General features: G+C 74.0%; 21 protein-coding genes. 5 read left to right on the top strand and 16 right to left on the bottom strand.

From position 1 onward, the window contains the following. Nucleotides 1-11 precede the first annotated feature (11 nt). From trxA to EKG83_RS46565, 9 genes are all read right to left on the bottom strand, one after another. Nucleotides 12-338 (bottom strand): thioredoxin, encoded by a 327-nt coding sequence (trxA, locus tag EKG83_RS46600; RefSeq protein WP_033428193.1) that lies wholly within the window; start codon nucleotides 336-338, stop codon nucleotides 12-14. A gap of 27 nt (nucleotides 339-365) precedes the next feature. Beyond that, the gene (trxB, locus tag EKG83_RS46595) at nucleotides 366-1,358 is read right to left on the bottom strand and encodes a thioredoxin-disulfide reductase (protein ID WP_033428194.1); all 993 of its coding nucleotides are present in this window, start codon (nucleotides 1,356-1,358) and stop codon (nucleotides 366-368) included. A 103-nt stretch (nucleotides 1,359-1,461) separates the two neighbouring features. Continuing rightward, nucleotides 1,462-2,208: an anti-sigma factor family protein gene (locus EKG83_RS46590; RefSeq protein WP_033428195.1), complete on the bottom strand. Its 747-nt coding sequence runs from the start codon at nucleotides 2,206-2,208 to the stop codon at nucleotides 1,462-1,464. After that, nucleotides 2,205-2,822, bottom strand: coding sequence for an RNA polymerase sigma factor SigM (gene sigM, locus EKG83_RS46585; RefSeq protein ID WP_033428688.1), 618 nt, complete (start codon nucleotides 2,820-2,822; stop codon nucleotides 2,205-2,207). The genes EKG83_RS46590 and sigM overlap by 4 nt, the downstream gene beginning before the upstream one ends. A 241-nt stretch (nucleotides 2,823-3,063) precedes the next feature. After that, entirely contained in the window at nucleotides 3,064-3,189 is a 126-nt protein-coding gene (locus EKG83_RS49365) for a hypothetical protein (protein WP_265590312.1), read from the bottom strand. A gap of 195 nt (nucleotides 3,190-3,384) precedes the next feature. Further along, nucleotides 3,385-4,914 (bottom strand): protein kinase family protein, encoded by a 1,530-nt coding sequence (locus EKG83_RS46580; protein WP_033428196.1) that lies wholly within the window; start codon nucleotides 4,912-4,914, stop codon nucleotides 3,385-3,387. Between the two features lie 37 nt (nucleotides 4,915-4,951). Continuing rightward, a complete protein-coding gene (gene murJ, locus EKG83_RS46575; RefSeq protein WP_033428197.1) occupies nucleotides 4,952-6,574 on the bottom strand; it encodes a murein biosynthesis integral membrane protein MurJ in 1,623 nt (540 codons plus the stop codon). Nucleotides 6,575-6,585: 11 nt separating this feature from the next. Then, a complete protein-coding gene (locus EKG83_RS46570; RefSeq protein WP_033428198.1) occupies nucleotides 6,586-8,886 on the bottom strand; it encodes a DUF6049 family protein in 2,301 nt (766 codons plus the stop codon). Then, entirely contained in the window at nucleotides 8,883-9,461 is a 579-nt protein-coding gene (locus EKG83_RS46565; RefSeq protein ID WP_228122458.1) for an NUDIX hydrolase, read from the bottom strand. Before EKG83_RS46565 ends, EKG83_RS46570 begins: the two co-directional genes overlap by 4 nt. A 132-nt stretch (nucleotides 9,462-9,593) precedes the next feature. On the opposite strand from EKG83_RS46565, the gene EKG83_RS46560 reads away from it, so the two are divergent. Further along, nucleotides 9,594-11,129 carry a CCA tRNA nucleotidyltransferase gene (locus tag EKG83_RS46560; RefSeq protein ID WP_084716064.1) on the top strand — a complete coding sequence of 512 codons (1,536 nt, stop codon included), beginning with the start codon at nucleotides 9,594-9,596 and terminating at the stop codon, nucleotides 11,127-11,129. Nucleotides 11,130-11,216: 87 nt separating this feature from the next. Continuing rightward, nucleotides 11,217-11,474 (top strand): response regulator transcription factor, encoded by a 258-nt coding sequence (locus tag EKG83_RS46555; protein ID WP_084716017.1) that lies wholly within the window; start codon nucleotides 11,217-11,219, stop codon nucleotides 11,472-11,474. Here the strand turns inward: EKG83_RS46555 and EKG83_RS46550 are convergent. Continuing rightward, a complete protein-coding gene (locus tag EKG83_RS46550; RefSeq protein ID WP_051764572.1) occupies nucleotides 11,463-12,785 on the bottom strand; it encodes an MFS transporter in 1,323 nt (440 codons plus the stop codon). The two genes, EKG83_RS46555 and EKG83_RS46550, sit on opposite strands and share 12 nt — an antisense overlap. A gap of 645 nt (nucleotides 12,786-13,430) precedes the next feature. Between EKG83_RS46550 and EKG83_RS46545 the strand changes: the two genes are divergently transcribed. Further along, nucleotides 13,431-14,003 (top strand): YqgE/AlgH family protein, encoded by a 573-nt coding sequence (locus EKG83_RS46545; RefSeq protein WP_033428201.1) that lies wholly within the window; start codon nucleotides 13,431-13,433, stop codon nucleotides 14,001-14,003. A 159-nt stretch (nucleotides 14,004-14,162) separates the two neighbouring features. On the opposite strand, the gene EKG83_RS46540 is transcribed toward EKG83_RS46545, so the two are convergent. Beyond that, nucleotides 14,163-14,564 carry an SdpI family protein gene (locus tag EKG83_RS46540; RefSeq protein ID WP_033428202.1) on the bottom strand — a complete coding sequence of 134 codons (402 nt, stop codon included), beginning with the start codon at nucleotides 14,562-14,564 and terminating at the stop codon, nucleotides 14,163-14,165. Between the two features lie 254 nt (nucleotides 14,565-14,818). Here EKG83_RS46540 and leuS point away from each other — a divergent pair, with 254 nt between their 5' ends. Further along, nucleotides 14,819-17,611, top strand: coding sequence for a leucine--tRNA ligase (gene leuS / locus EKG83_RS46535; RefSeq protein ID WP_033428203.1), 2,793 nt, complete (start codon nucleotides 14,819-14,821; stop codon nucleotides 17,609-17,611). Nucleotide 17,612: 1 nt separating this feature from the next. On the opposite strand, the gene EKG83_RS46530 is transcribed toward leuS, so the two are convergent. From EKG83_RS46530 to EKG83_RS46520, 3 genes are all read right to left on the bottom strand, one after another. Further along, nucleotides 17,613-18,284 (bottom strand): hypothetical protein, encoded by a 672-nt coding sequence (locus EKG83_RS46530; protein WP_051764576.1) that lies wholly within the window; start codon nucleotides 18,282-18,284, stop codon nucleotides 17,613-17,615. Nucleotides 18,285-18,417: 133 nt separating this feature from the next. Continuing rightward, entirely contained in the window at nucleotides 18,418-19,053 is a 636-nt protein-coding gene (locus EKG83_RS46525) for a hypothetical protein (RefSeq protein WP_051764578.1), read from the bottom strand. Nucleotides 19,054-19,177: 124 nt separating this feature from the next. Next, the gene (locus EKG83_RS46520) at nucleotides 19,178-19,924 is read right to left on the bottom strand and encodes a TetR/AcrR family transcriptional regulator (protein ID WP_033428205.1); all 747 of its coding nucleotides are present in this window, start codon (nucleotides 19,922-19,924) and stop codon (nucleotides 19,178-19,180) included. A 122-nt stretch (nucleotides 19,925-20,046) separates the two neighbouring features. Between EKG83_RS46520 and EKG83_RS46515 the strand changes: the two genes are divergently transcribed. Then, nucleotides 20,047-22,152 carry an MMPL family transporter gene (locus EKG83_RS46515; protein ID WP_033428206.1) on the top strand — a complete coding sequence of 702 codons (2,106 nt, stop codon included), beginning with the start codon at nucleotides 20,047-20,049 and terminating at the stop codon, nucleotides 22,150-22,152. A gap of 5 nt (nucleotides 22,153-22,157) precedes the next feature. Here EKG83_RS46515 and EKG83_RS46510 read toward each other — a convergent pair whose 3' ends face one another. Beyond that, nucleotides 22,158-23,162 (bottom strand): cytochrome D1 domain-containing protein, encoded by a 1,005-nt coding sequence (locus EKG83_RS46510; protein ID WP_033428207.1) that lies wholly within the window; start codon nucleotides 23,160-23,162, stop codon nucleotides 22,158-22,160. A 276-nt stretch (nucleotides 23,163-23,438) separates the two neighbouring features. Further along, nucleotides 23,439-25,349, bottom strand: a complete 1,911-nt coding sequence (locus EKG83_RS46505; RefSeq protein WP_228122457.1) for a DUF2339 domain-containing protein — start codon at nucleotides 25,347-25,349, stop codon at nucleotides 23,439-23,441. Nucleotides 25,350-25,427: the final 78 nt, after the last annotated feature.

Raw genomic sequence — 25,427 nt, 5'->3', positions numbered from 1 at the left:
GGAAGGGCTGGTCAGAGCACGTCGGCCAGGTCGTTGAGCAGCGCGGCCTTCGGCTTGGCGCCCACGATCTGCTTCACCGGGCGACCGCCCTGGAACAGGATCATGGTCGGCACCGACATGATCTGGTAGTCACGGGCGATCGACGGGTTGGCGTCGATGTCCAGCTTCGCCACGGTGATCTTCTCGGCGTGCTCGGCCGCGATCTCCTCCAGCACGGGCGCGACCATCTTGCACGGGCCGCACCACGTGGCCCAGAAGTCGACCAGGACCGGCTTCTCGCTGGTCAGGACGTCGTCGGCAAAGGTCTTCGCGGACGTGACCACGGTGGAGCCTGCCATGTTGTGTTCTCCTCTTGAGCGGGTGGTTCAGCTGGTGGTGACGGGCTCGCCGTAGCCGCCGCCCACGAACTCGGCGGAGACCTCGGCTTCCGCGACGCCGTGCTCGGCGAGCCAGCGCTCCGCGTCGATCGCGGCGGAGCAGCCCGAGCCGGCGGCGGTGATCGCCTGGCGGTAGGTGTGGTCGACGAGGTCGCCGGCGGCGAACACGCCGTCCACGTTCGTGTGGCTGGAGCGGTCCCGCACCCGGACGTAGCCCTCGTCGTCCAGCTCGACCTGGCCCCTGACCAGGGAGCTGCGCGGGTCGTGCCCGATGGCGACGAAGAAGCCGGTGAACGGGTGCTCGGACACCTCGCCGGTGCGGGTGTCGCGGACCTTCAGGCCCGTCACCGAGGTCTCGCCCAGCACCTCGGTCACCTCGGCGTTGAGCAGCCACCTGATCTTCTCGTTGGACCGGGCGCGGTCCAGCATGATCTTGGAGGCGCGGAAGTCCTCGCGGCGGTGGATGATCGTCACCGACCGGGCGAACTTGGTGAGGAACGTGGCCTCCTCCATCGCCGAGTCGCCGCCGCCGACCACCGCGATGTCGTGGTCGCGGAAGAAGAACCCGTCGCAGGTGGCGCAGGCCGACACGCCGCGGCCCAGCAGCTCCTGCTCGCCGGGCACGTTCAGGTAGCGGGCCGCCGCGCCCATGGCCAGCACGACGGCGCGCGCCGCGTACCGCCTGCCGTTCGCGGTGACGTACTTGACCGGGCCGTCCAGCTCCAGCGCCTCGACGTCCTCCGCGCGCAGCTCGGCGCCGAAGCGCTTGGCCTGCTCGCGCATCTGCTCCATCAGGTCGGGGCCCATGATGCCGTCGCGGAAGCCGGGGTAGTTCTCGACCTCGGTGGTGGTCATCAGCGCACCGCCGTACTGCGAACCCTCGAACAGGAGCGGTTCGAGCTGGGCGCGCGCCGCGTAGACCCCCGCGGTGTACCCGGCGGGCCCCGATCCCACGATGATCAGGTTCCGAACGTCCGACACCCTCGACCTCCGATAAGTCGTCCCGGACCCGGGTTACCCGGTCCGGCTCTTCGCTCAACGGATCGTAGGGCGCGGTAATTCCGCACCGGTCGGGTGAGCCGCGCTACGGCTCGATGGTGCTGTTGGCCAGCACGCCCTCCGGGTTGTCCGGGCCGCACGTGTCGGGGTCGACGACCACGATCCGGTACGCGCCGGGGGCGCCACCGGGCAGGATCGCCATCACGGCCGGGTCGCCGTTCAGCGCGATGGGACTGACGCCCAGCGGCTTGCCCGCCGTGATGCCCGCGCCGGCCAGGCAGCCCGCGAGCTGGTCCTGGTTCTGCAGCGGGCCGTAGTTCTGGGCCCCGAGCACCTTGCCGAACACCGGGCCGAAGTTCTGGCCCTGCACGGCCAGCGGCGACGCGTCACCACTGGCGGTGACGGGCGTGTCGGGCGTCTCCGACCGGGCCTGCGGCGGCTGGTCGCCCGCCGTGTCGTTCCCCGGCAGCGTCAGCGTGACCACGCCGATCGCGGCCGCGGCCGCCACCAGCAGGCCCGCGCCCATGCCCAGCCGCCGGTTGCGCCTGGCGCGGGCGGCGGCGAGGTCGACCACCGGCGCGACCGGGCGCGCCTCCCGCGCCAGCGCGGCGTCGATCCGGTCGGCGACCTCGCGCGGCATCGGGATCGGCGGCAGGTCGCGCAGGTCGGCCAGGGTCGCGTCGAGGGCGGCCAGGATCTCGCGCGCCTCGGGGTCGTTCTCCACCAGCGGGCGCAGCTCGGCCTCGGTCCGCGCGTCCAACGCGCCCGCGTGCAGGTCGGCCAGCAGGTCGACGGACCACGGCGGCCCCGAACGCCGTGCACTGCCGCTCATCGTTCCTCCCACTGACGTCCCTGTTGCACCTGCACATCGTTCCCTGGGACGTTCGCATCTGCACCCTGGTTCCGGAGGTGCCCCAGAACTTTGGCCAGCTTCGCCCGACCGCGCGCGCAGCGGGACTTCACGGTGCCCTCCGCGATGCCCAGCATCCTGGCGGTCTCGGCCACCGAGTACCCCTCGACGTCGACCAGCACGATCGGGGCGCGCTGCTCTTCCGGCAGCTCGTTCAGGGCCTCCTGCACGACCAGCCGGGTCTCGCGCTCGGCCATCGCGTCGCGCGGCGACACGGGCTCGCCGGGACCGGCCTCCGGCAGCGGCACCGTCGGCCTGGTTTGTCGCCTGCGCATCCGGTCCAGGCAGGCGTTGACCACTATTCGGTGCAGCCACGTGGTGACCTGCGACTCGGCCCGGAAGCTCGCCGCGGCCCGGAAGGCGGAGATGAACGCCTCCTGCAACGCGTCCGCGGCCTCCTCGGGATCGCGCAACGTGCGCAGGGCAACGGCCCACATGCGGTCCCGGTGCCTGCGCACCAGCTCCGCGAAGGCGTGCGGGTCACCGGCGGCGTGCGCCGCGATCAGGTCTGCGTCCGAGCTGGCTGCGGCGGTCACGCGGAAGAGGGTATCGGTGACCCCCGACACGCCGGGGATCACCCGTGCGCCCGCCGGCGGGACGCGGGCGTCGTTGCCGGCGACCCGCGCGCCACGACCCGGTTGTGCCACCCGGTGGCTCGTTCGGTTGCAGAGTGGTCTGCAGGAGTCCGGTGCCGCGGGTGCCGGACGAGTCGCAGGGCCAGGTGCACCCGGGGCAGACCGGGACCCTGGCCCTGCGCGCGTCCGGAAACCCCCCGCGTCAGCAGTCGGTGTCGACGTCCACCTCGTACAACCGGTCGGTCAGCAGCTCCCAGCAGTCCGCCGTGCCCAACCGGTGCGCCCCCACGGCGCCCGGCCGGTGGGTGACCCGGAAGCGGGCGCCCATGGGCAAACCGTGCCGTGCGCCCACCACTGTGTCGACATCGCGTCGGTTCGCGACTCGACCACCAGCTCCCGCACCCCACAGCCGTGGAGCTTGTGCACCGAGCGGGTCGTCCGGGTCGCGCGGGCCTGCTCCTAGCGCCGGGGTGGAACCGGCGAGCCGGTGCGCCCCGGCACCCGGCGAACACGCCTGGCGGCGCTACTGCGCCCGCGTGTACACCAGCTCCGCGATCTCCGACTTGTTGTTCCGCCCGCTGCCCGCCAGCTTGGTCACCCACAGGAGCAGGTTCTGGGTCGGCTCGTGGTCGTTCAGCTGGATCTGCGTCTGCCCGGCCGACAGCGTCGCCGTGCCGATGACCTTGGTCTCCTCCAGCGGCGCGCCCGGCGCACCGGCCACCCGGACCTCCACCACCGTGCCCTCGCTGGGCGAGGTCACCGTGATCGACGCCAGCCGCACGGGTTCGGCGAAGCCCGCCATCAGCCCGATCCCCGGCTTGAGCGCCGGGAACGGCTGGAAGTAGTTCTCGGTCTGCCACACCGTGGTCGGGTTGCCGTCGACCGCGCGGTTGGCCCGGTTGGCGTTGTCCGGCTGGTTGGTCACGTCGTACACGCCCACCGACGCCGGCTGCACGGGCCCGGCCGGCTGCGGCGCGGGCGGCGCGGGCTGGCCGCTCCGCCCTGGCTCGGCGGACTGCCCGATCACCACGGTGGGCCCGCCGCCGCCGGTCGGCTCGTCGCTGAAGAAGCTGACGATCTGCATGCTCAGCCAGGCGATCACGGCGAGCGTGGCCACCGCCAGCACGGCCACGCTGATCATCAGCTTGCGCTTCTGGTCTTTGTCCCGCACCGGCCGCTGCGTGGTCCACACGGCGCCGTCGTCCGGGTCGTCCGCGGTCACGCGGTTGATCAGCGCGGTGTCGGCCTCCGACGTCGCGATCTGGTCGAGCACCTGCAGGATCGCCGCGCTGGTGCGGATGCCGCCGACGCTGGTGTCCTCCAGGCTGCGCACCGCCACCGACGACAGCTCGTGCGGCACGTACGGGTGCAGCGCGCTCGGCGCGACCACCGACCCGTCCGGCGCGGTCGGCGCCCGCGGCACCTGCTCGGGCCCGCCCGGCAGCGCCCACTTGCCGGTGAGCAGCAGGTACAGGACGGCGCCGAGGCCCTTCACGTCGTCGCGCGCGATCGCGTCCGGCCGCGGGCCGGGGAACGCCAGCCGCAGCCGGCCGTCCTGGGTCACGCGGATGCGCTGCGGGTGGTCGGCGCCCAGCACCAGGCCCGCGTGGTGCGCGCCCTCGATGGCCGCGCCCAGCGGCTCCAGCAGCCGGGTCGCCGCGCCCGCGGGCAGCGGCCCCTGCGCGACCACCTCCAGCAGGTCCGAGCCCTGGGTCCACTCGGCCACGACGATGCCGAGGATGCCCTCGCCGAGCCGCGGCGCGGCGCCGGGGGTCAGCACGTCGATCACCCGGGCGACCCCCGGGTGGGTGAAGCTGGAGGCGTGCATGGCGCGCTCGGCGGTCCGCTTGGCGCGGGCCACGGCGGCCTGGTCGGCCGGGGTGCCCACCAGGACGGTCAGCGCCACGTCCCGGTTGAGCTGGCCGTCGCGCGCCCGCCACAGCTCGGCGTCGCACCGCCGGTCCACGCCGGACCGCGCCAGCAACCGGTAGCGGCCGTCGCCGATCACCCCGCCGGGTACCAGCGAGGTGTTCTGGATCGGGCCGCTGCTCACGGGCCCGAGCGTACGGGAACCGGGCGCGCCGCAGCGGTCATCGACGCCCCACCAAACGACTGATCTTGGCCACCGCGGGCTTCACCTCGGGCACCCGGAACAGCGCCAGCAGGGCGAAGCTCAGCGGCAGGCCCACCACGCCCTGGATCACCAGCTCGACCCAGGCGTCCAGAACGGGGGAACCGGTTCCCAGGATCTGGACGACCAGCCAGGCCAGCCCGGTGGCCGCGCCGAACGCGATCGCGGACGCCACCACGGTCAGGCAGATGGTCCACGCGGTGTAGCCCGTCCGCAGCCGGCCCAGCCTGACGCGCAGCCACACCTGCCCCACCAGCGCGCCGACCACGAAGCTCAGCGACATCGCGATCGACACGCCCACCGCCAGCTTGCCCGGCGGCGAGAACTCCCGGAACCCGTAGAGCAGCGCGATCCGCACCACCACGATCACCGCCTGGATGAGGGTGGGCGTCCGGGCGTCCTTGAGCGCGTAGAACACGCGCAGCTGGAGCAGCGTGATCGCGTACGGGACCAGGCCGAACGCCGACAGCGCCAGCGCCGTGCCGATCTGCCTGCCGTCCTCGACGGTCGACTCGCCGTGCGCGAACACCGCCACGCCGATCGACACGCCCGCCACGGTCAGCAGCGCGCTGAACGGCATCAGCAGCACCGCCGACATCCGGTTGCCGAACGACAGGTCGCCGACCAGCGCGCCCGTGTCGTCCGCCGCCGCGGCGCGGCTCATCCTCGGCATCAGCGCGGTCAGCAGCGACACGCCCAGCACGCCGTAGGGCACCTGGGCGATCAGCCACTGCATGTTGTAGGCGGTGATCGCGCCGTCGTCGCCGGTGGCCACGCGGGTCAGCACCACCATGCTGACGAACCCGAGCGCCACGTACAGCAGCACCCAGAACGCCAGGCCGCCGAACTCGGCCAGCCTGCGGTCCCACCCCCAGCGCCAGCGGAACCGGAACCCGGTCCGCCGCATCGCGGGCACCAGGACCAGCGCCTGCAGCGCCACGCCCGCCATCGTGCCCAGGCCCAGGACCAGCAGTTTCGGCTCGCCCATCCGCACCGGGTCGAGCGAGATCTCGCCCGGCATCAGCCAGTACGCGCACAGCGTCACGATCACCACGACGTTGTTGAGCACCGGTGCCCAGGTGGGCAGGCCGAACACGTTGCGGGTGTTGAGGATCGCGCCGAGCAGCGCCGACAGGCCGTAGAACACGATGCCCGGCAGCACCAGGTAGGCGAACGCGGTGACCAGCGCCGGGTTGGCGTTGGAGGAGTCGATGAACAGCGCGGTCAGCAGCGGCGCGCAGGCGATGGCCACGGCCGTGCCGATGCCCAGCACCACCGCCGCCATGGTGATCATCCACTGCGCGTACGACTCGCCGCCGTCGCCGTCCTCCTTCTCGGCGCGCACCAGCAGCGGGATGGCCACGCTGGTCAGCACACCGCCGAGCAGCAGCTCGTTGATCATCGTGGGCAGCGTGGTGGCGACCTGGTAGGAGTCGTTGAGCACGTCGACGCCGACGAAGGTGACCAGCAGCAGCTTCGACAGCAGGCCGGAGGCGCGGCTGACGATCGTGGCGATGGCCATGGAGCCGCCGGCGCGCGCCAGCGACGGCTCCCGCTGCTGTTCCTGCTCTTGTTGGGTCACGGCTGTTCCGCTCAACTCGCGCTCGACCTCTCCGGGGTGCCGGCTCCGGTGCCCGCCCCCGCGCCTGCTCCGTCCGGGTGGGTGTCCTCGGCGGCCTGGGCGACCACCTGCGCCGCGGCCTGCTTCGCCGCCCGCACCCGCCGGTGGATGCGGCGCGCGGACAGCAGGACCAGGGCGGCGCCCGCCAGGCCGGTGATGACGACCGTGATGGTCCCGTACACCGAGGAGGACACCTCCAACCGGGCCCGCTCGCCCAGTTCGACGCCGCTGGTGGTGACCAGGCGGATGTGCACCGGGAACCGCCCGGACCGCAGCACCTCCACCTGGAGCGGCACCAGCCGGTCGCCGCGCGCGGGCAGGGTGTACTCCTGCGCGTCCTTGGCCACGATGCCCGGCGTGTCCTCGATGAGCACCCGCACGGTCACCCGCACGTCCAGCCCGTTCTTCACCGACAGCGGGATCGGGCTGTCCCCGGACCCGAGCAGGATCGGGCTGTTCGGCTCGGTCACCGTGACCTGGCCCACCAGCGCGTCGGACTGCTCGCGCGCGATGCCCAGGGCGGCGCGCGCCCCGCTCTCGTTGCCGCGCCACGCCCCGGAGACCGCGTGCAGCAGGCCCAGCCGCAGCGGGGCGACCAGGTCGACGGGCTCCGCGCCGTCCGCGTCGGGCTGGCTCATCGAGTCGACCAGCCGCCCCACGCGGGTCCACGCGTCGGCCACCTCGGCGGTCACCGCGGGCGGCACCTCCCGCGCGCCCGCCTCCACCGGGTAGCTCAGCGCCGCGGTCACCCCGGCCGGGGCCGCGAGCAGCGAGCCCAGCGCCACCGGGGTCGCGAAACCGCCGTCGACCAGGGACTTCGCCGACTGGAGCAGGGTGTTCACCTCGCCGGTCGGCGCGTTCCACCGGCGCGGCGGCGCGACCACCACGTGCTGCCCGGTGCTCTGGAACGCGGCCCGGAAGGTCAGCGCGGCCAGCGCGTTCTGCACCGACACCGGCCTGTTCTCGGTCGGCGTGGTCACGCCCGCCACCGGCCGGGTCGGCGCCGCGCCCTGGAGCGCGTCGGACACCATGCCGTCGACGCGCACGGCGGTGACCGCCCGGCCGCCCGCCGCGTCGAGCCGGACCGGGCCGGTGCCGGGGGTGCCCGCCACCGCGGACTGGTCGACCACCAGCGACGTGACGCCGCCCGCGGTGAGGTCGTCCAGGGTCTGCTGGTCGAGCACGCCGTCCTCGGGCCAGGTCAGGCCCTCGGTCGGCTGCACCTCCAGCACCTCGCGGATCACCTCGGCGCCGTCCAGCGCGAGCGCGCCCAGGTCGGTCAGCCGGGCCCGGGACACCGCGACCAGGTCGGCGCTCGCGTCCGGCAGCGCGACCACGCACCGGCCGCCGGCCAGCAGCTTGAGCTGGGCCAGCCACAGCTCCGCCTCGCCCTCGCCGCGGCCCGCGCCCTGGCCGCGCACCTGGTAGCCCTCGGCCATCGCCGCGACCGTGCGCAGCAGGTCCGGGTCGACGGCCAGGCACACGCCCGCGCCCAGCCGGCTGTCCAGCGCCGACTCGTACGCCTTGAGCAGGCCCCACAGCCGCCCGCCCATGGCGATCGAGGACGCCAGCTCGTCGTCGGTGAGCACGGTCGGGTTCACGCCGACCAGCCGCGGCCGGTCGGCCAGCGGCCACAGCAGGGTGACCTTGGCCGGGTCCGCGGGCGGCGCGGGCGCCTCGCCGCCGGGCACCGCGACGACCGGCAGCAGCGTGCTCAGCGCGGCCAGCCGCGCCCGGCCGCCGAAGTCGGGGGTGCCGTTGATGTTGGCCAGGATCGGGTAGATGCCGGGCTCGTCGATCTGCAGCGAGGTCCGGTCGCCGCCGCGCAGCGGCACGGACAGCTCGAACGGCTTGGACTCGTCCTGCTCCAGGCGGTCGGCGATCCGGGTGAAGGCGGGCTGCACGAACTCGGCGTCGGCCGGTTCGCGCAGGGCCTGGCGGACCTGCTCCTCGTCGGTCAGCACCCGGCCGCGCTCCAGGCGCAGCTCGATGTCCTCGATGAACCGGTCGCCGACGTTGACCACCTTGCCCCGGATGGTGATCCGGTCGGTGCCCGCGGTGACCACCCGCGGGGTCAGCTCCTCCACGTCCAGGCGCAGGTAGACCTGCGACTGCTGGCCGGGTTGGCTCGACAGCGCGCGGGTGGCCCACACCTGGGTGGCCGGCGCGGGCCGGACCGGCAGCCTGCCGTCCTGGGGCGCCGCGTGCGCGGGCGCGCCGGAGGTCACGATGACCACCACCGCCGCCGCCACCGCGGCCAGCAGCCGTTTCACGCCGACTCCGCTCCGTCCGTCCGGTACCCGGTCGTCCGGTGCCCGGTCTGCTGGTACCCGGTCTCGCGGCACCGGGTCTCGTGGTGCTCGGAGATCAGTTCGGCGGCACGGCGCACCAGTCGGCGCTCGTCCGCGTAGGCGAGCCGCTCGTCCAGTTCGCCAAGGGGCACCCACGCCACCTCGGTGACCTCCACGTCCTCGTCGGAAAGCTCGCCGCCCAACGCCTCCAGCAGGAAGTGGTGGACGGTCTTGTGCACCCGCCGGTCCTCGGCGACGAACCAGTAGTCGATCGAGCCGAGCGGCCGGAGCACCCTGCTATGAATACCGGTTTCCTCCGCGACCTCGCGCACCGCGGTCTGCTCCGCGGTCTCACCGGCCTCGATGTGGCCCTTCGGCAGGGACCACAGCAGGCGCCCGCGCCGGTCCAGCCGGCCGATCACGGCCGCCGCGCGCTGCTCGAAGTCCAGCACCAGCCCACCCGCCGAGGTCTCGTCCACGGTCTTCAGCCGCCTGCCCCGGCGCCGGTTCCGGCGCCTCGGCTTGGGACCGCCGGAGCGACCGGACGACTGGGGCATGGCCCTGATGGTAGTGGCGACCGCCGATCACGGGACGTGATGGTCAACTTGCCGGTGGTGACGGACGGGTGGCGGCGGTACTCCGTCGGGCGGCAGCGGCACCGCCGGCCGGCGCCGTGCCCGCGCCTGCCGATGCGGCGCGCGCACACCGGCGGGTGCCGGCCCTGTGGACAACTCGTTCGGGTGGCCCCGGGCGGCCCAGTACCCTGGCTCCTCGTGTCCGGACCCGAAGCCACCGCCGTGGACAATGCCGCGGTGGAACCGCTCAGCACCTCGCCCGTCGCCGACGAGCTGGCCGCCCGCTTCGCCGCGGCAGGCCACCGGCTCTACCTGGTCGGCGGCAGCGTGCGGGACGCGCTGCTCGGTCGCCTGTCCGGTGACCTGGACTTCACCACCGACGCGCGCCCCGACCGGATCACGTCCCTGCTCAAGGGCTGGGCCGACGCCATCTGGGACACCGGCATCGCCTACGGCACGGTCGGCGCGACCAAGCGCGGCCAGACCGTCGAGGTCACCACGTTCCGCGCCGACGCCTACGACGGCGTCAGCCGCAACCCCGAGGTGACCTTCGGCGACACCGTCGAGGGCGACCTGGTCCGCCGCGACTTCACGGTCAACGCGATGGCCTACGACGTGGTCAACCGCGAGCTGGTCGACCCGACCGGTGGCCGGCGGGCGCTGCGCGACCGCGTCCTGGACACCCCCGCCACCCCGCAGGAGTCGTTCTCCGACGACCCGCTGCGGATGCTGCGCGCCGCCCGCTTCGCCTCCCAGCTCGGCTTCCGCGTCGCGCCGCGCGTCCGCGAGGCCATGACCGCGATGGCGGGTGAGCTGGGGCGCATCACCGCCGAGCGGGTCCAGGCCGAGCTGGCCAAGCTGCTCACCGGCGCGGACCCGCGCGCGGGCGTGGAGCTCGTGGTCGACACCGGGCTCGCCGACGTGGTGCTGCCCGAGCTGCCCGCCATGCGGCTGGAGATCGACGAGCACCACCAGCACAAGGACGTCTACCAGCACTCCCTGGTGGTGCTGGAGCAGGCGGTCGACCTGGAGGACGGGCCGGAGCCGGACCTGGTGCTGCGCCTGGCGGCCCTGCTGCACGACATCGGCAAGCCGGACACCCGGCGGTTCGAGGAGGGCGGCGGGGTGTCGTTCCACCACCACGAGGTGGTCGGCGCCAAGATGGTCCGCAAGCGTTTGCGCGCGTTGAAGTTCTCCAAGGAGATCACCGAGGACGTCGCCCAGCTCGTGTACCTCCACCTGCGCTTCCACGGCTACGGCACGGGCGAGTGGACCGACTCGGCGGTGCGCCGCTACGTCACCGACGCGGGCCACCTGCTCACCCGCCTGCACAAGCTCGTCCGGGCCGACTGCACGACCCGGAACAAGCGCAAGGCCAACGCCCTCCAGCGCACCTACGACGACCTGGAGCGCCGGATCGAGCGGATCGCGGCCGAGGAGGACCTCAAGCGCGTCCGCCCCGACCTCGACGGCAACGAGATCATGCGGCTGCTGGGCCTGCCGCCCGGCCCGCAGGTCGGCCGCGCGTGGAAGTTCCTCAAGGAGCTGCGCCTCGACCGGGGGCCGCTCGACCACGACGAGGCCGTCGCGGAGCTGCTGGCGTGGGCCCGAGCGGAGGGCATCGAGCCGCCAACCGGTTGCCCGGAGTGACCTATACGGGTCTTTTCGCTTGGCCAGTGACAGCCTGTTGCGGGAGCATGACTCTGTGCGCCTCACGCGCACTGGGGGTGGTTTCGCATGAACGCTTGGGGATTGTCCGAGGGGGGCACCCGGGTGAAGGGGCTGGAAACGCTGTCGGACCGGCAGCGGGCGGTGCTCAGGTGCCTCGCCCGCGGCCTGGCCGACCACGAGATAGCGCGGGTCCTGGCGATGAGCCAGGTCCAGGTGGGAGCGGTGGTGTCGGAGATCCTGCGGGCGCTGAACCTGCGCGACCGGATGGCCGCGGTGGTCTACGCCCACGAGACGGGGATGATCCGGCTGCCGCTACCGCGCTGACCCGCGGGCCCGGCCGTCGCCGACCGGCAGCGGTGCCCGCTTGACCAACAACAGGTAACCGAGCAGTCCGAGCAGGTAGGCCACCGTCGCGGCGACCACCAGGCCGGCCGACCGGCCGTCCGGGGGCACCACGGCCGCCGCGGCGGTGACCGCGAGCACCTGCATGACGTTGAACAGCGTGTCGTACAGGGCGAACACCCGGCCGCGCACCTCGTCGCCGATGTCGCCCTGCACGGCCGCGTCCACGCACAGCTTCACCACCTGGCCGGCGAAGGTGAGCACGAACGACGCGGCCAGCGTGGTGGGCAGCAGCATCGGCAGGCCCAGGCCCAGCTGGGTGGCCGCGGCCAGCAGCAGCGCGCCGGACACCGTGCCGCGCCGGCCCAGCACGGCCACCAGCCGGTCGGTGACCAGGCCCGCGACCAGGATGCCCGCGCCACCGGCCACGGCCACCTCGCCCAGCCCGGCCAGGCCCGCCTTGAACGGGCCGAAGTCGGTGAACGCGTTGCGCATCAGCAGCAGGGTGAGCAGCAGCGACGCGCCGAACGCGGCCCGGTGCGCCAGCAGCGCGAGCAGCGCCGCGGCCACGCTGGGCGTCCGCCAGACCGCCCGCGCGCCGTCCAGCAGGCCCCGGGCCACCGCGGTGACCGCGCGGCTGGGCTCGACCACCTCGTCCGGCCCGAGCCGCCCCGGTCTGAAGCGGATCGCCAACCAGGCCGCCAGCAGCGAGCCCACCAGGGCGAACGCCGTGGTCGCGGCCGAGCCGCCGTCACCGGCGCCGAACAGGCCGCGCAGCCCGACCGCGACGCCCGCGCCGAGCACGGCGGAGAGCGCGCCGAGCGTGGCCGCGACCGCGTTGGCCTCGACCAGGTGGTCGGGTTGCACCACGTGCGGCAGGGAGGCGGACAGGCCCGAGCCGACGAACCGGCTCACCCCGGTGACCAGCAGGGCCGAGGCGTAGAGCGGCACGCCGTCCAGGCCCAGCCCGACCGCGGCGGCGGTGAGCAGGACGAACACGCCGCGGGTGAGGTTGGCCACCACCAGGACGCGGCGGCGGTCCCACCGGTCGAGCAGGGCGCCCGCGAACGGGCCGACCACCGAGTACGGCAGCAGCAGCACGGCGAACCCGGCGGCGACGGCGAGCGGGTCGGCCTGGCGCTCGGGGTTGAACAGCACCGCGCCCGCGAGCCCGGCCTGGAACAGGCCGTCGCCGCACTGGGCGGCCAGCCGGGAGGCGAGCAGCCGGCGGAAGTCCGCCGCGGCGAGGAGCCTCCGGACCCCGAGGTGGTGCTTGGCCGCGGCAGTGGTCACGACGTCGAGCCTATGCCTCTTGTCGGCGGGACCCGGTGAACCGGCGGCTCGGTGAGGGGGGAACGCCGGCGTGGTGAGAGGGAGGTGCCGGGGTGGTGCGGGGGAACCGCCGGGGTGGTGAGGAGGACCGCCGGAGGCGGTGTGAGGGGGCGCCGGGGGTGGCGAGAGGGGCCGCCGGGGGTACGAGGGGTCGCCGGGGGTGGCGGGAGGGCCGGCGGGGGTGTGAGGGGCCGAGGGTGGCGAGAGGGGCCGCCGGGGGTGGTGCGGGGAACCGCCGGGGTGGTGGGGCGGAGCCGCCGGGGTGGTGAACCGCGGAAGGCCGGACCCGTGCGGGTCCGGCCTCCCCGGTGCCAGGCGCCCGGTCGCCTCTCGGCGCTGCGCGCTACGCGGCTCCAGCCGGACGGTATTCCGCGAAGGCGGTTTTGAGTGGGCCCGGGGGACTCGATGGCGCCTGGCAGGTCGTACAACGACAACGGTAACCCGGATGTTCCCGCCGCCGGCACCACTCCGCCGGCTCTTTCCGGGACGCGCCCGACCCGCCCCCTCCCCCGCCGCGCACACCGCCACCTCACGCGTGCCGCGCCCTCCCCCACCCCGCCCCTCCGTCCGGGATGTGCCCGAGCGCCCGTCTGGGATCATGGGGACGTGCGCCCTGATGCCGAAGTCGAACCGGGTTCGCTGCTGGTCGCGGCACCGAGCCTGACCGACCCCAACTTCCGGCGGACCGTGGTCTACGTGATCGACCACCGCGGCAAGGGCACCCTCGGTGTCGTGCTGAACCGGCCCAGCGAGGTCGCCGTCCACGACGTCCTGCCCGCGTGGGGCCGGCACGTGTCCCGCCCCCGGGCGGTCTACATCGGCGGCCCGGTGGAGCAGAAGACGGCCCTCTGCCTGGCCGCGATGCGCACCGGGGAGGACATGAGTTCACTCGAAGGTGTCGTCGGCGTGCACGGCCCCGTGGCCCTGGTCGACCTGGACGCGGACCCGGACTCCCTCGCGCCGAGGGTGCGCGGCATGCGCGTGTTCGTGGGCTACTCGGGCTGGAGCGAGGGCCAGCTGGGCGACGAGATCTCCCGCGGCGACTGGATCGTGGTCAAGGGCCTGCCGGACGACGTGGTGACCCCGCCGAACGTCGACCTCTGGGGCCGCGTCCTGCGCCGCCAGGGCATGCCGACCGCCCTCCTGGCCACCTACCCCACCGACATCCGCCGCAACTGACCCGCGAGTCGAACACCCGCACCCCTCGTGTCGAACCTCCACGACCCCCGAGTTCCACGTTCAGGCCCCCCGGCGGCCGACCGGTTCACGCGCGAACGTCGAACCCGGGGGTTCCGGAGGTTCGACACGAGGGTTCTGGGGGTTCGACTCGCGCGGGACTCAGGCGCGGCTGAGGACGCCGCAGGCGCCGGCGCACGCGCACCCGCCGCACCCGCCGGCCGGCTCGGGCTCGGGCATCGCCTCGGCCGCCCGGTGCCCCAGCACCCCGCCGGCGCTCGCGACCGCCACGCTGCCGACGAACCCGATCAGCGCGACCAGCAGCACCGGTCCCGGGTTGACCGCCGCCGCCACGGCCGCCACCAGCGCGATCGCGCCCGCGGCCAGGTTCGGCACCCCGGCCACCCGGTTGGCCAGCGCGAACGCCTCGTCGTCCCGGAGCGCCGCCTTGGTCCGCACGCCGAAGAACCGGTTCCGGCGCAGCGCGCCCCGCACGCCCAGGAAGCCGACCGCCCCGAAGGCGACGCCGATCAGACCCAGCACCACAGGCAGCACGATGTTCACCCTGACGAGGGTAGGCCGGGTCCGCGGCCCCGGGTGCACCAACCCCGGTCAACCGTGAGGTTCGTTGCAGTTCGCTTGCGCGGCGCTGATACCGTTGACGGCATGAGCAAGGCCCGCCTGCTCCTTACCTAGCCGCGCAGACCCGGCGAGACCGGGCCGGCGCGGCAACCCCTCATGCCTGCTTGAAGGCTGGGGGGTTTCGTCATGTCAGGGCAGGATTTCCAGGGCAGCTACCGCAGGAGAGGGACACCCCGATGAGCACCGACGCGGCGGACGAGAAGCCCGCCTTCCGCTACACCGCCGAGCTGGCGGGCGAGATCGAGCAGCGGTGGCAGCAGCGCTGGGAGGAGCGGGGCACCTTCCACGCGCCCAACCCCGTCGGGCCGCTCCGGGGCGACGTGCCCGCGGACAAGCTGTTCGTGCAGGACATGTTCCCCTACCCCTCCGGTTCGGGCCTGCACGTGGGCCACCCCCTGGGCTTCATCGGCACGGACGTCTACGCCCGGTACCACCGGATGAACGGCCGCAACGTGCTGCACACGATGGGCTTCGACGCCTTCGGCCTGCCCGCCGAGCAGTACGCCGTGCAGACCGGCCAGCACCCGCGCAAGACCACCGAGGACAACATCCAGACCTACCTGCGGCAGATCCGCCGGCTGGGCCTGGGCCACGACGAGCGCCGCCGCATCTCCACCATCGACCCGGCGTACTACAAGTGGACCCAGTGGATCTTCCTGCAGGTCTACAACTCCTGGTACGACCCCGAGCAGCGGCGCGCCCGGCCGATCGCCGAGCTGGAGGCGCAGTTCGCCTCCGGCGAGCGCCCCGCGCCCGGGCGGCCGTGGGCGGAGCTGACCCGCGTCGAGCGGGAGGGGCTGCTGGGGCGGTACCGCCTGGCCTACCTGTCCGAGGCGCCGGTGAACTGGTGCCCCGGCCTGGGCACCGTGCTGGCCAACGAGGAGGTCACCGCGGACGGCCGCAGCGAGCGCGGCAACTTCCCGGTGTTCCGCCGCAACCTGCGCCAGTGGATGATGCGGATCACCGCCTACGCCGACCGCCTGGTCGACGACCTGGACCGGCTGGACTGGCCGGAGAAGGTCAAGTCGATGCAGCGGAACTGGATCGGCCGCTCCCACGGCGCGCGGGTCAGGTTCGCGGTCGAGGACGCGCCCGGCGGCGAGGTCGACGTCGAGGTGTTCACCACCCGCCCCGACACGCTGTTCGGCGCCACCTACCTGGTGCTGGCCCCCGAGCACCCGCTGGTGGACTCGATCACCACCGCGGACCGGGCCGGGGCCGTCGCCGCGTACCGGGCCGAGGTGTCCCGCAAGTCGGAGCTGGACCGCCAGGAGAACAAGGAGAAGACCGGCGTCTTCACCGGCGTCCACGCCACCAACCCGGTCAACGGCGCCCGGCTGCCCGTCTACGTCGCCGACTACGTGCTGATGGGCTACGGCACCGGCGCGATCATGGCGGTGCCCGGCCAGGACCAGCGCGACTGGGACTTCGCCAAGGCGTTCGACCTGCCAGTGGTCCGCACCGTGCAGCCGCCGGACGACTTCGACGGCGAGGCGTACACCGGCCCGGGCCCGGCGATCAACTCCGGCTTCCTGGACGGCCTGGGCGTCGACGAGGCCAAGCGGAAGGTCATCGCCTGGCTGGAGGAGCGGGGCCGCGGCGAGGGCACCGTGCAGTACAAGCTGCGCGACTGGCTGTTCTCCCGCCAGCGGTACTGGGGCGAGCCCTTCCCGATCGTCTACGACGAGGACGGCGCGCCGGTCCCGGTGCCGGAGTCGATGCTGCCCGTCGAGCTGCCCGAGGTGGACGACTACTCGCCGCGCACCTTCGACCCGGACGACGCGAACTCCGAGCCGTCCCCGCCGCTGTCGCGCGCCGAGGACTGGGTGACCGTCGAGCTGGACCTGGGCGACGGCCCGAAGCGGTACCGCCGCGAGACCAACACCATGCCCAACTGGGCGGGTTCGTGCTGGTACCAGCTGCGGTACGTGGACCCGACCGAGGGCGAGCGGTTCGTCGACGCGGAGAACGAGCGGTACTGGCTGGGCCCGCGCCCCGCCGAGCACGGCGCGAACGACCCGGGCGGCGTCGACCTGTACATCGGCGGCGTCGAGCACGCGGTCCTGCACCTGCTGTACTCGCGGTTCTGGCAGAAGGTGCTGTTCGACCTGGGCCACGTGTCCGGCGACGAGCCCTACCGGCGGCTGTTCAACCAGGGCTACATCGAGGCTTACGCCTACACCGACGCGCGCGGCACCTACGTGCCCGCCGAGCAGGTGGAGGAGCGCGACGGCAAGTACTTCTTCGGCGACGAGGAGGTCAGGCGCGAGTACGGCAAGATGGGCAAGAGCCTGAAGAACGTCGTCACGCCGGACGAGATGTGCGAGAAGTACGGCGCGGACACGTTCCGGCTGTACGAGATGTCGATGGGCCCGATGGACGTGTCGCGGCCGTGGGCGACCAAGGACGTCGTCGGCGCGCAGCGGTTCCTGCAGCGGCTGTGGCGCAACCTGGTCGACGAGGCCACGGGCGAGTCGCGGGTGACCGACGAGGAGCCGGGCGAGGCCGCGCTGCGCCTGCTGCACAAGACCATCGCGGGCGTGCGCGACGACTACGCCAACCTGCGCTACAACACCGCGGGCGCGAAGCTGATCGAGCTGAACAACCACGTCACCAAGCACTTCCCGGGCGGCGCGCCGCGCGCCCTGGCCGAGCCGCTGGCCCTGATGCTGGCCCCGCTGAGCCCGCACGTGGCCGAGGAGCTGTGGGCCAAGCTGGGCCACGACGAGTCCCTGGCCCACGGCCCGTTCCCGACCGCGGACGAGGAGTACCTGGTCGAGGACACCGTCGAGTACCCGATCCAGGTCAACGGCAAGGTGAAGGCCCGCGTGGTCGTCGCCGCGTCGGCGACGCAGGAGGAGGTCAGGGCGGCGGCGCTGGCCGAGGGCAAGGTGGCCGAGCTGCTGAACGGCGGCGAGCCGCGCAAGGTGATCGTCGTGCCGGGCCGGCTGGTGAACGTGGTGCTGTAGGTCAGGGGCGCGGCAGCTGGGCGGCGACCTCGGCGAGCGCGTCGAGCGCGCCGGGGTCGACCGACCCGGCCGCCGGTTCCGCCTCGGCCACGGTGACCGAGGCGCCCCTGGTCTCCGACCAGTAGTGCGCGGCGGTGAAGGTCACCTCCGCCAGGCCGAGCGCGGTGCTGCCCAGCGGCCGGATGTCGCCGGTGCCGGGCACGTCGACGAGCCGCTTGAACCGGTCGGCGCGGCCGCGGTCGGGGAAGGTCACCCACGCCACGGACACGACGGCGGTGCCGGTGGCGTCGTCGACGGCGAGGACCAGCCGGTCCAGGCCGGTGCAGGGGGTGTGCGCGAAGAACTCGCGGACCTGCTTGTACGAGTGGCCGAGGCATTCGGCGTCGTGCCTGGTCACCCGGCTCCGGACGCGCTTGCCCAGGCGGGCGAACGCGTCGTCGAGGTCGCCGTCGCGCGCGGACCGCTTGCCGTCGGTCTTGCGGGTGTCCGGGCCGGTGACGTCCGCGGCCGGTCCGGCGGCGCCGCCACCGCCGGTCGACGCGGCCATGATGGCGACCACGGCGCCCGCCGCGACCACGCCCGCGGACGACTTCCGGCGCGAGCCGCCGCCCGATCCCCCGCCCGAGCCCTTGCTCGAACCGCCGCCCGCGCCGCCGATCCTGCGTTGCGCCATGTCGTCCCCCTGGGCCGTGAGGGCGCCATGGAAGCGCGGATCGGGGCGCGGGTGGACGCAATAGGGCGGTGTGGGGGGCGGAAGACCCGCGGTACGGCCGGAACGGCCCAGCGCCCGGCCGCAGAAGTGGGGGTCAGGGGCGCGGCAGCTGCGCGGCCACCTCGGCCAGGGCGTCCAGCAGCTCGGGGTCGGGCGCCCCGGCGGCCGGTTCGGCCTCGGCGATGGCGATCGTGGTGTCGCGGACCTCCGACCAGTAGTGCGCGGCGGTGAACGACACCTCGGCCAGGCCGAGCACGGCGGTGCTGAGCGGCCGGACGTCGCCCGAGCCGTGCACGCCGACGACCCGGTCGAACTGCTTGGCCTGGTTGCGGCCGGGGAAGGTCACCCACGCCACCGACACCACCGAGGCGTTGCCCGCGCCGTCGCCCACGGCCAGCAGCAGCCGGTCCAGCGCCGTGCACGGGGTGCGCGCCAGGAAGTCCCGCACCTGCCCGAACGAGTTCTCCCGGCAGTCCAGCTCCTGCTTGACCGCCTGCTTGTCCACCCGCACGCCCAGGTTGCGCATGGCGCCCTCGGTGTCGCCGCCGCGGGCCGCCCGCTTGGCGTCCCACTTGAGCACGCCGATGCTCGTCACCGGGGTCGCCCCGCCACCGCCGCTCGCGCCCGAGTTGAGCGCGGCGCCACCCGCGCCGCCCGCGCCCGCGAGGACGACCAGCGCCGCGGCGACTAAGGCGACCCCTCCGCCGCCTGATCCCTTGTTCGAGCCCACGCTGATCCCGCCCCGAGGTCGTCACCTGCCGACGCACCATGCAACCCCGCCGACTGCGCCCCGGTTGCGCCCGAACGCCGAAAAGCCCTCGAACGGCCCAGCAGGTCTGCCCGGACGTCGCAGCTCACGGTCGCGGAGGGAGACCCATCTCGCCGAGCAGGTCCGCCAGCATGGAGTCGAACAGGGGCTCCGGGTCGGTCACCGCGAACGGGAAGCGCCCGAAGACCTCCAGCGCCACGTGCCCGTACAGGCGCACCCACGACTGCGTGATGCGGTGGACCGCGCCCAGGGTCAGCACGTCCTCGCCCACCACCGCGCCGTGCGCGTTGACCGTGCCGAGCAGCACCTGCCGGAACGCGGCCAGGTCGGCGTGCAGCGCGGCGGGGACGTCCTGCGGCACGTCCGCCGGCAGCGGGTGCGCCGCGATCAACCGCCCGGCGACCCGCAGGAACACCCGGCCGAACTGGTCGCCGACCCGGCAGGGCTCCTCGCCCTGCGCGCACGGGCCCGCGCCCGCCTCGGTGGAGGCGAAGACCAGCCCGAACTCCTGCGGGTGCCCCAGCGCCCACCGCCGGAAGCCCCGGCACACCGCGTGGACCTGGGCGGCCACGTCGTCCTCGGGCAGGTCGCGCAGGTCGGCGTCGAGCTCGGCGGCCAGGTCGGTGCAGATGTCGTCGGCGAGCCGGCGCAGCAGGTCCTCGCGCGAGTCGTAGTACCGGTACAGGGCCGGTGCGGTGATGCCGAGCTCCCGAGCGATGGCACGCAGCGTGACGGCTTCCCGACCCCGTTCCACGAGCAGGGCACGCGCCTGTCGCCTGATGTCGCGCTCGGTCTCGGCGCGGAGTCGTTCTCGCCGAGTGGCCTCGGTCATAGTGTCACCCAATCGGGTTGTAAACGGTGTTCACCGGGTATACGTTCTGGACGGTCAGTGAACGGTGTTTACCGAGTTCACGCCAATCGCGCAACGGTAACCCATCTGTCCCGGGAGGACGCGTGTTCGCGAAGTGGGGGTCGCTGGCGTACCGCCGACGATGGGTGGTGCTGGTCGCGACGCTGTTGCTGGCGGTGGCCGGGGGCGTCTGGGGGCTGGGCGTGTTCGACCGGCTCGGCCAGGGCGGCTACGAGGCCCCTACCAGCGAGGCCGCGCGGGCCGCGGACGTGGCCGAGGAGGCGTTCGGCCGCCAGGGCGGTGACGTCTTCGTCGTCTACGAGACCGCCGACCCCGCGCGCCTGAAGGAGATCGCCGACCGGCTCGCCGGCCTGCCGGGGGACGCCGTGCTCACCGCGTCGCAGCCCATCCCCTCCCCCGGGGGCGACAAGGCGCTCGCCGTGATCACGCTGCGCTCGGGCGAGTCGAGCGAGCAGGTGAAGCAGTACGAGCGGATCGCCGACCGGCTCGCGGTCGACGGCGTGACCAGCCAGGTCGGCGGCCTCGTGCCGACGCAGAAGGCGATCAACGACATGTCCGCCTCCGACCTGACCAAGGCCGAGGCCGTGTCGCTGCCGATCGTGCTGCTGCTGCTCGTGGTCATCTTCGGCGGCCTGGTCGCCGCGTCGCTGCCGGTGCTGGTCGGCGGCCTGGCGATCCTGGGCTCGCTCGGCGTGCTGCACGCGATCTCCTACGGCGCGGACGTCAACTCGTTCGCGGTCAACGTGGCGAGCCTGCTCGGCCTGGGCATGGCCATCGACTACGGCCTGTTCATGGTCGGCCGGTTCCGCGAGGAGCTGGCCGCCGGCCGCGCCACCCCGGACGCGGTGCGCCGCACCGTCTCCTCCGCGGGCCGCACCGTCGTGTTCTCGGCGACCCTGCTGGTCATCGCCCTGGCCGGCCTGCTGCTGTTCCCGCACGGCTTCCTCAAGTCGCTCAGCTACGGCGGCATGTCCGCGGTCGCGATCGCGGCGCTGGTCTCGCTGACCCTGCTGCCCGCGCTGCTCGGCGTGCTGGGGCACCGGGTGGACAAGCTCGCCGTGCCGTGGCGCAGGGGCAAGGTCCCCTCGGAGGCCGGCTGGCGGCGGCTGGCGGGTCGCGTGATGAAGCGGCCGGTGCTGGTGGCGCTGCCGATCGTGCTGGTGCTGCTCGGGCTCGGCGCGCCGTTCCTCGGCGTCAGGTTCGGCGAGGTCACCGAGAAGGTGCTGCCCGAGGGCAATTCGGTGCGGGTGGCCGCCGAGACGATCAACACCGACTTCGCCGCGCTGTCCAACACCGGGTTCAAGATCGTCATCACCGGTGACCCGGCACCCGCCGACGTGCAGCGGTTCGTGGCCGACGTCGCCGCGGTGCCCGGCGTCGGCGAGGCGCGGGTGGCCGCGGAGCCGGCCAACGGCACGTGGCTGGTCAACGCCGGCCTGGAGGGCGACGCCCTGGGCGAGGCGTCCAAGCGGGCGCTGCGCGACGTGCGGGCGCTCGACGGGCCCGGGGACCAGGTGCTGGTCGGCGGCAGCACGGCCACCGTCTCCGACAGCCTCGACGCCATCCAGGAGAAGCTGCCCTGGATGGTCCTGCTGCTCGTCGGTGCCACGTTCGTGTTGATGTTCCTGGCGTTCGGGTCGGTGCTGCTGCCGGTCAAGGCCGTGGTGATGAGCGCGCTGAGCCTGTCCGCCACGTTCGGCGTGCTGGTGTGGGTGTTCCAGGAGGGCCACGGCGCGTCGCTGCTCGGCGTGACGCCCGCGCCGCTGGAGTCCGGCATCGTGGTGCTGATGGCGGCCGTGGTGTTCGGCCTGTCCACCGACTACGAGGTGTTCCTGCTGTCCCGGATGGTCGAGGCGCGCGGGCGCGGCGCGAGCACCGGGGAGGCGGTGACCGCGGGCCTGGCCAAGACCGGCCGGGTGATCACCGCGGCGGCCCTGCTGCTGATCGTGGTGACCGGCGCGTTCGCGTTCTCGCAGATCACGATGATGCGGTTCGTCGGCGTCGGCATGATCCTCGCCCTGGCGCTGGACGCCACCGTGGTGCGGATGCTGCTGGTGCCCGCGGTGCTCAGGCTGCTCGGCGACGCCGCCTGGTGGGCGCCCGGGCCGCTGCGGCGGATCCAGGAGCGCATGGCGATCCACGAGGAGGCGCCGGTCGAGGAGGAGGAGAGGGTGCCCCAGCCCGTGTAGGGACCTCAGGGCGCTTCGAAGGCGATGGCCGCGGCTTCCGAGCCGCGGCCGTCGTCGTCCAGGCCGCCGAGCTGGAACGTCGCCAGCACCTCGTCGTCCGCGCCGTCCAGCACGGTGGTGGTCTCGCCGGTGGCCAGGAAGACCCGCCGGTCGCCCGGCGGCACGGCCACGGCCCGCGCCGCGAACGGCAGGCTGCGGGTGGCGCGGGTGGCGGTGTCCACGACGGCGACCGACCGGTCCAGCGCGACGTAGACGTGCCGGCCGTCCGGGGTGACCGCGACGCTGCCCGCGCCCTCGCCGACGGCGGTGGACCACACCACCCGGGCGGTGCGCGGGTCGACCAGCGAGACGGTGCCGGTGCGGTCCGGCAGGTGGAGCGAGCTGACGTAGACGGCGGTGCCGTCGGGGCTCACCGCGACGCGCTGCGGCAGGCCGCCGACCTCGACCGAAGCCTCCTGGGAGGCGGCCGCGGTGTCGAGCACGCGGAGTGTGCCGTCCTGCGCGTTGGCCACGTACAGGTGATGCCCGTCGGGTGAGGTCGCGAGCCCCAGCGGCTGGCCGCCCACCTCCACCGCGGCGACCATCCGGAACGTCGCCGGGTCGATCACCGCGACGTTGCCGCTGCCGCTGACGTAGAGGCGCCTGCCGTCCGGGCGCAGCACGGCGTGGGCCAGCGGCGCGCCCGCGTCGATGCGGCCGACGACCCGGCCCGCCTCGGGGTCGACCGCGGTGATGCCGCCCGACCAGCCGTTGACCACGTAGACCCGCCCGCGGTCCCGGTCGACCGCGACGTCGGTGCCCCGGGCGCCGGTGTTCGCGCCGCCGACGACCGTGCCGTCGGTGGTGTCGAGCACCTGGAGCCGGCCCGCGTTCGTGACCACGTAGGCGCGCGGGGCGGTGGTGCTCGCGGCGGTGACGACGTCGGAGCCCGGCCGCCCCGAGGTGGGGATCGCGCAGGCGAGCAGGAGGGCGGCGGTGCCGAGGGCAGCTGTTCGTCGTCGTCCCCACATGGTCGGATGGGACCACCGCCGCGGACCCCGCCTCCACTCGGCAGACACGTCCGGGTGACAGTTGTGCCTGGTCGGGTGAGGGGCCGGGATGTGCCGCGCCGCGCCGGGCAACCCGGTGCGGGGGTGTGCGCCCGGCGCCGGTCGCTCGGGGGGCGAAACGACCGACGCCGGACCCCTGCCGGTGCAGTGCACCGGTGGTCGTGCCCCGACGACGTAGAACTACACCAGGTTGACGCAAATCGGGGTGCTTTGGCTCCCGAGTCGTCGCGAATAGACCTAAATTCGTCGGGTTGCCACCAGCTTGGCGTAACGCGTGCCCGCCGTCAGGAGCACCAGGCCCGCGCCGATGAAGGCGAGCACGCGCGCGATCCCGTCCAGCGCGGCCAGGTCGAACAGCAGCAGCTTCGCCACCGCGGCCCCGACCAGCACCAGACCGGCCACCCGCAGCGACCTCCGGTCGATGCCCCGCACCAGCAGCACCAGCGCCGCCACCGTCCACGACACCGTCACGATCGAGTGACCGAAGAGGAAACCGGTCACGTCCGGTGACACCAGCAGCGCCGCGCACAGCACCACCCCGGCCGCCGCGTACAGCAGCACGACCCCGGCGAACACCCACGGCAGCGGGTGCCCGCCCAGCGCGCCCAGGTGCGCGGCGAACCACGGCAGCACGACCGCCAGTACGGCCAGGACCAGCGCGGTGAGCGCGCCCGAGACGAGGAACCCGGCCGTGCCCGCGTGGTGCGGCGGGTCGAGCAGCACCCGCGGCGGCACCGCCTGCGCGACGGTCAGCAGCAGGCCGACCACGCCGAACGCGGTCGCGCCGAGCAGCGGGCCCCGCGAGGGCAGCACCCGCGCCAGGAACGCCAGGACCAGCGCCTCGGCCAGCACGACCGCCGCCCGCGCGCTGCCGTCCAGGGCGATCGCGGTCGCCAGGAACACCGCGAACACCCCGACCGCGCCCACGCCGGCGCGGAAGTGCGGCGGCAGGGACCGCCCGGCCGCCCACACCGCCACCACCAGCACCGCGACCGCCCCGGCCAGGCCGGCGCCGAGCCCCCGGTCCAGGACCGCGGTGGCCAGCAGGGCGGGCACCGGCGAGCCGACCGCCAGCCCGACCGCCGTCGGGTCGCCGGGCCGGACCCGCGCGGTCACCGCGGCGACGGCCACCCCGACCGCGGCGGCCACCAGGGCCAGCGCGGCCAGGACCGGCGCGCCGGTCGGGTGGCCCAGGCACAGGACCATCGCGACCAGCGGCGGCACCCCGGCCGTGACCGCGAGCCACGGCCAGTCGCGCTTGAGGTGGACCGGGCTCGCGGCGATCTTGAGGACCAGCAGGAACGCCACCAGCAGCGGGGTGGGGCCGCCGGTCAGGACGGGGGCGCACACCGCGCAGGCGGCCACCACGCCGGTGGCCAGGGTGGCGGAGTCCCAGCGCAGGGCGAGCAGCAGGCCGCCCGCCGCGATCGCCAGGCCGGCCGCCAGGCCGCCGCCCGGGGGCAGGTAGCCGTAGATCGAGGTGGTGGCGACGACGTCGAGGTAGAGGACCGCGATGCCGGTGGCGGCCAGGGCGAACGCGCCGGTGCGGTTGGCGGGGGTGCGGTGCAGGCGCAGGCCGAGGGCGGCCAGGGCGAGGCCGAGCGCCGCGCCGCCGACCACGCGGGGCACCGGGCCGAGGTAGCCGCGCTGGACCGCGAGGACCAGGAGGAGGACGACGCCCAGGAGGGTGACCGCGCCGCCGACCCAGGCCAGGAGCTTGCTGCCGGCGCCGTCCTGGCCCAGGCGGTCGAAGAGGGAGGGGCGCGGGGGTGCGGGCGGGGCTGCGGGTGGTGGCGGGGGCCAGTGCGGGGCGGGGGCGCTCCAGCCCTGGTTCGGGGACCAGGGCTGGTGCTGGGGCTGGGCCGGGTGCTGGTTCGGGGGTGGGGGCGGTGCCGGGTAGGGCGGGGCGGTGACGGCGGGGAACGGAGCGGGCCCGCCGGTCGGTTGTGCGGTGATGGGTTGTGCGGCGGTGGGTTGCTCGGTCGTGTCCTGGACAGGGCCGCTCGGGTGCGGCGCGGTGCGCGGCAGCGTGGCCACACCCCGGGTTTCCACCTGGTCCCCCAGTCGGTCCTCGCCGACGCGGTGCAGCTCGCGCCCCACCTCCTCCAGGCGGCGACCCAGCTCGCCCAGCTCGGAGGCCAGCCTCATCAGTGGGTCCTGCCCAGTCCCGGTCATGTGACCAGGGTCGCCCGCACCGCTCGCATCCGGTATCCGTACCTCTACTCA

Source organism: Saccharothrix syringae (assembly GCF_009498035.1).
Lineage (GTDB): Bacteria > Actinomycetota > Actinomycetes > Mycobacteriales > Pseudonocardiaceae > Actinosynnema > Actinosynnema syringae.
Note: the sequence above shows the minus strand (reverse complement) of the source record. Positions and strands in the feature narration are given on the sequence as shown.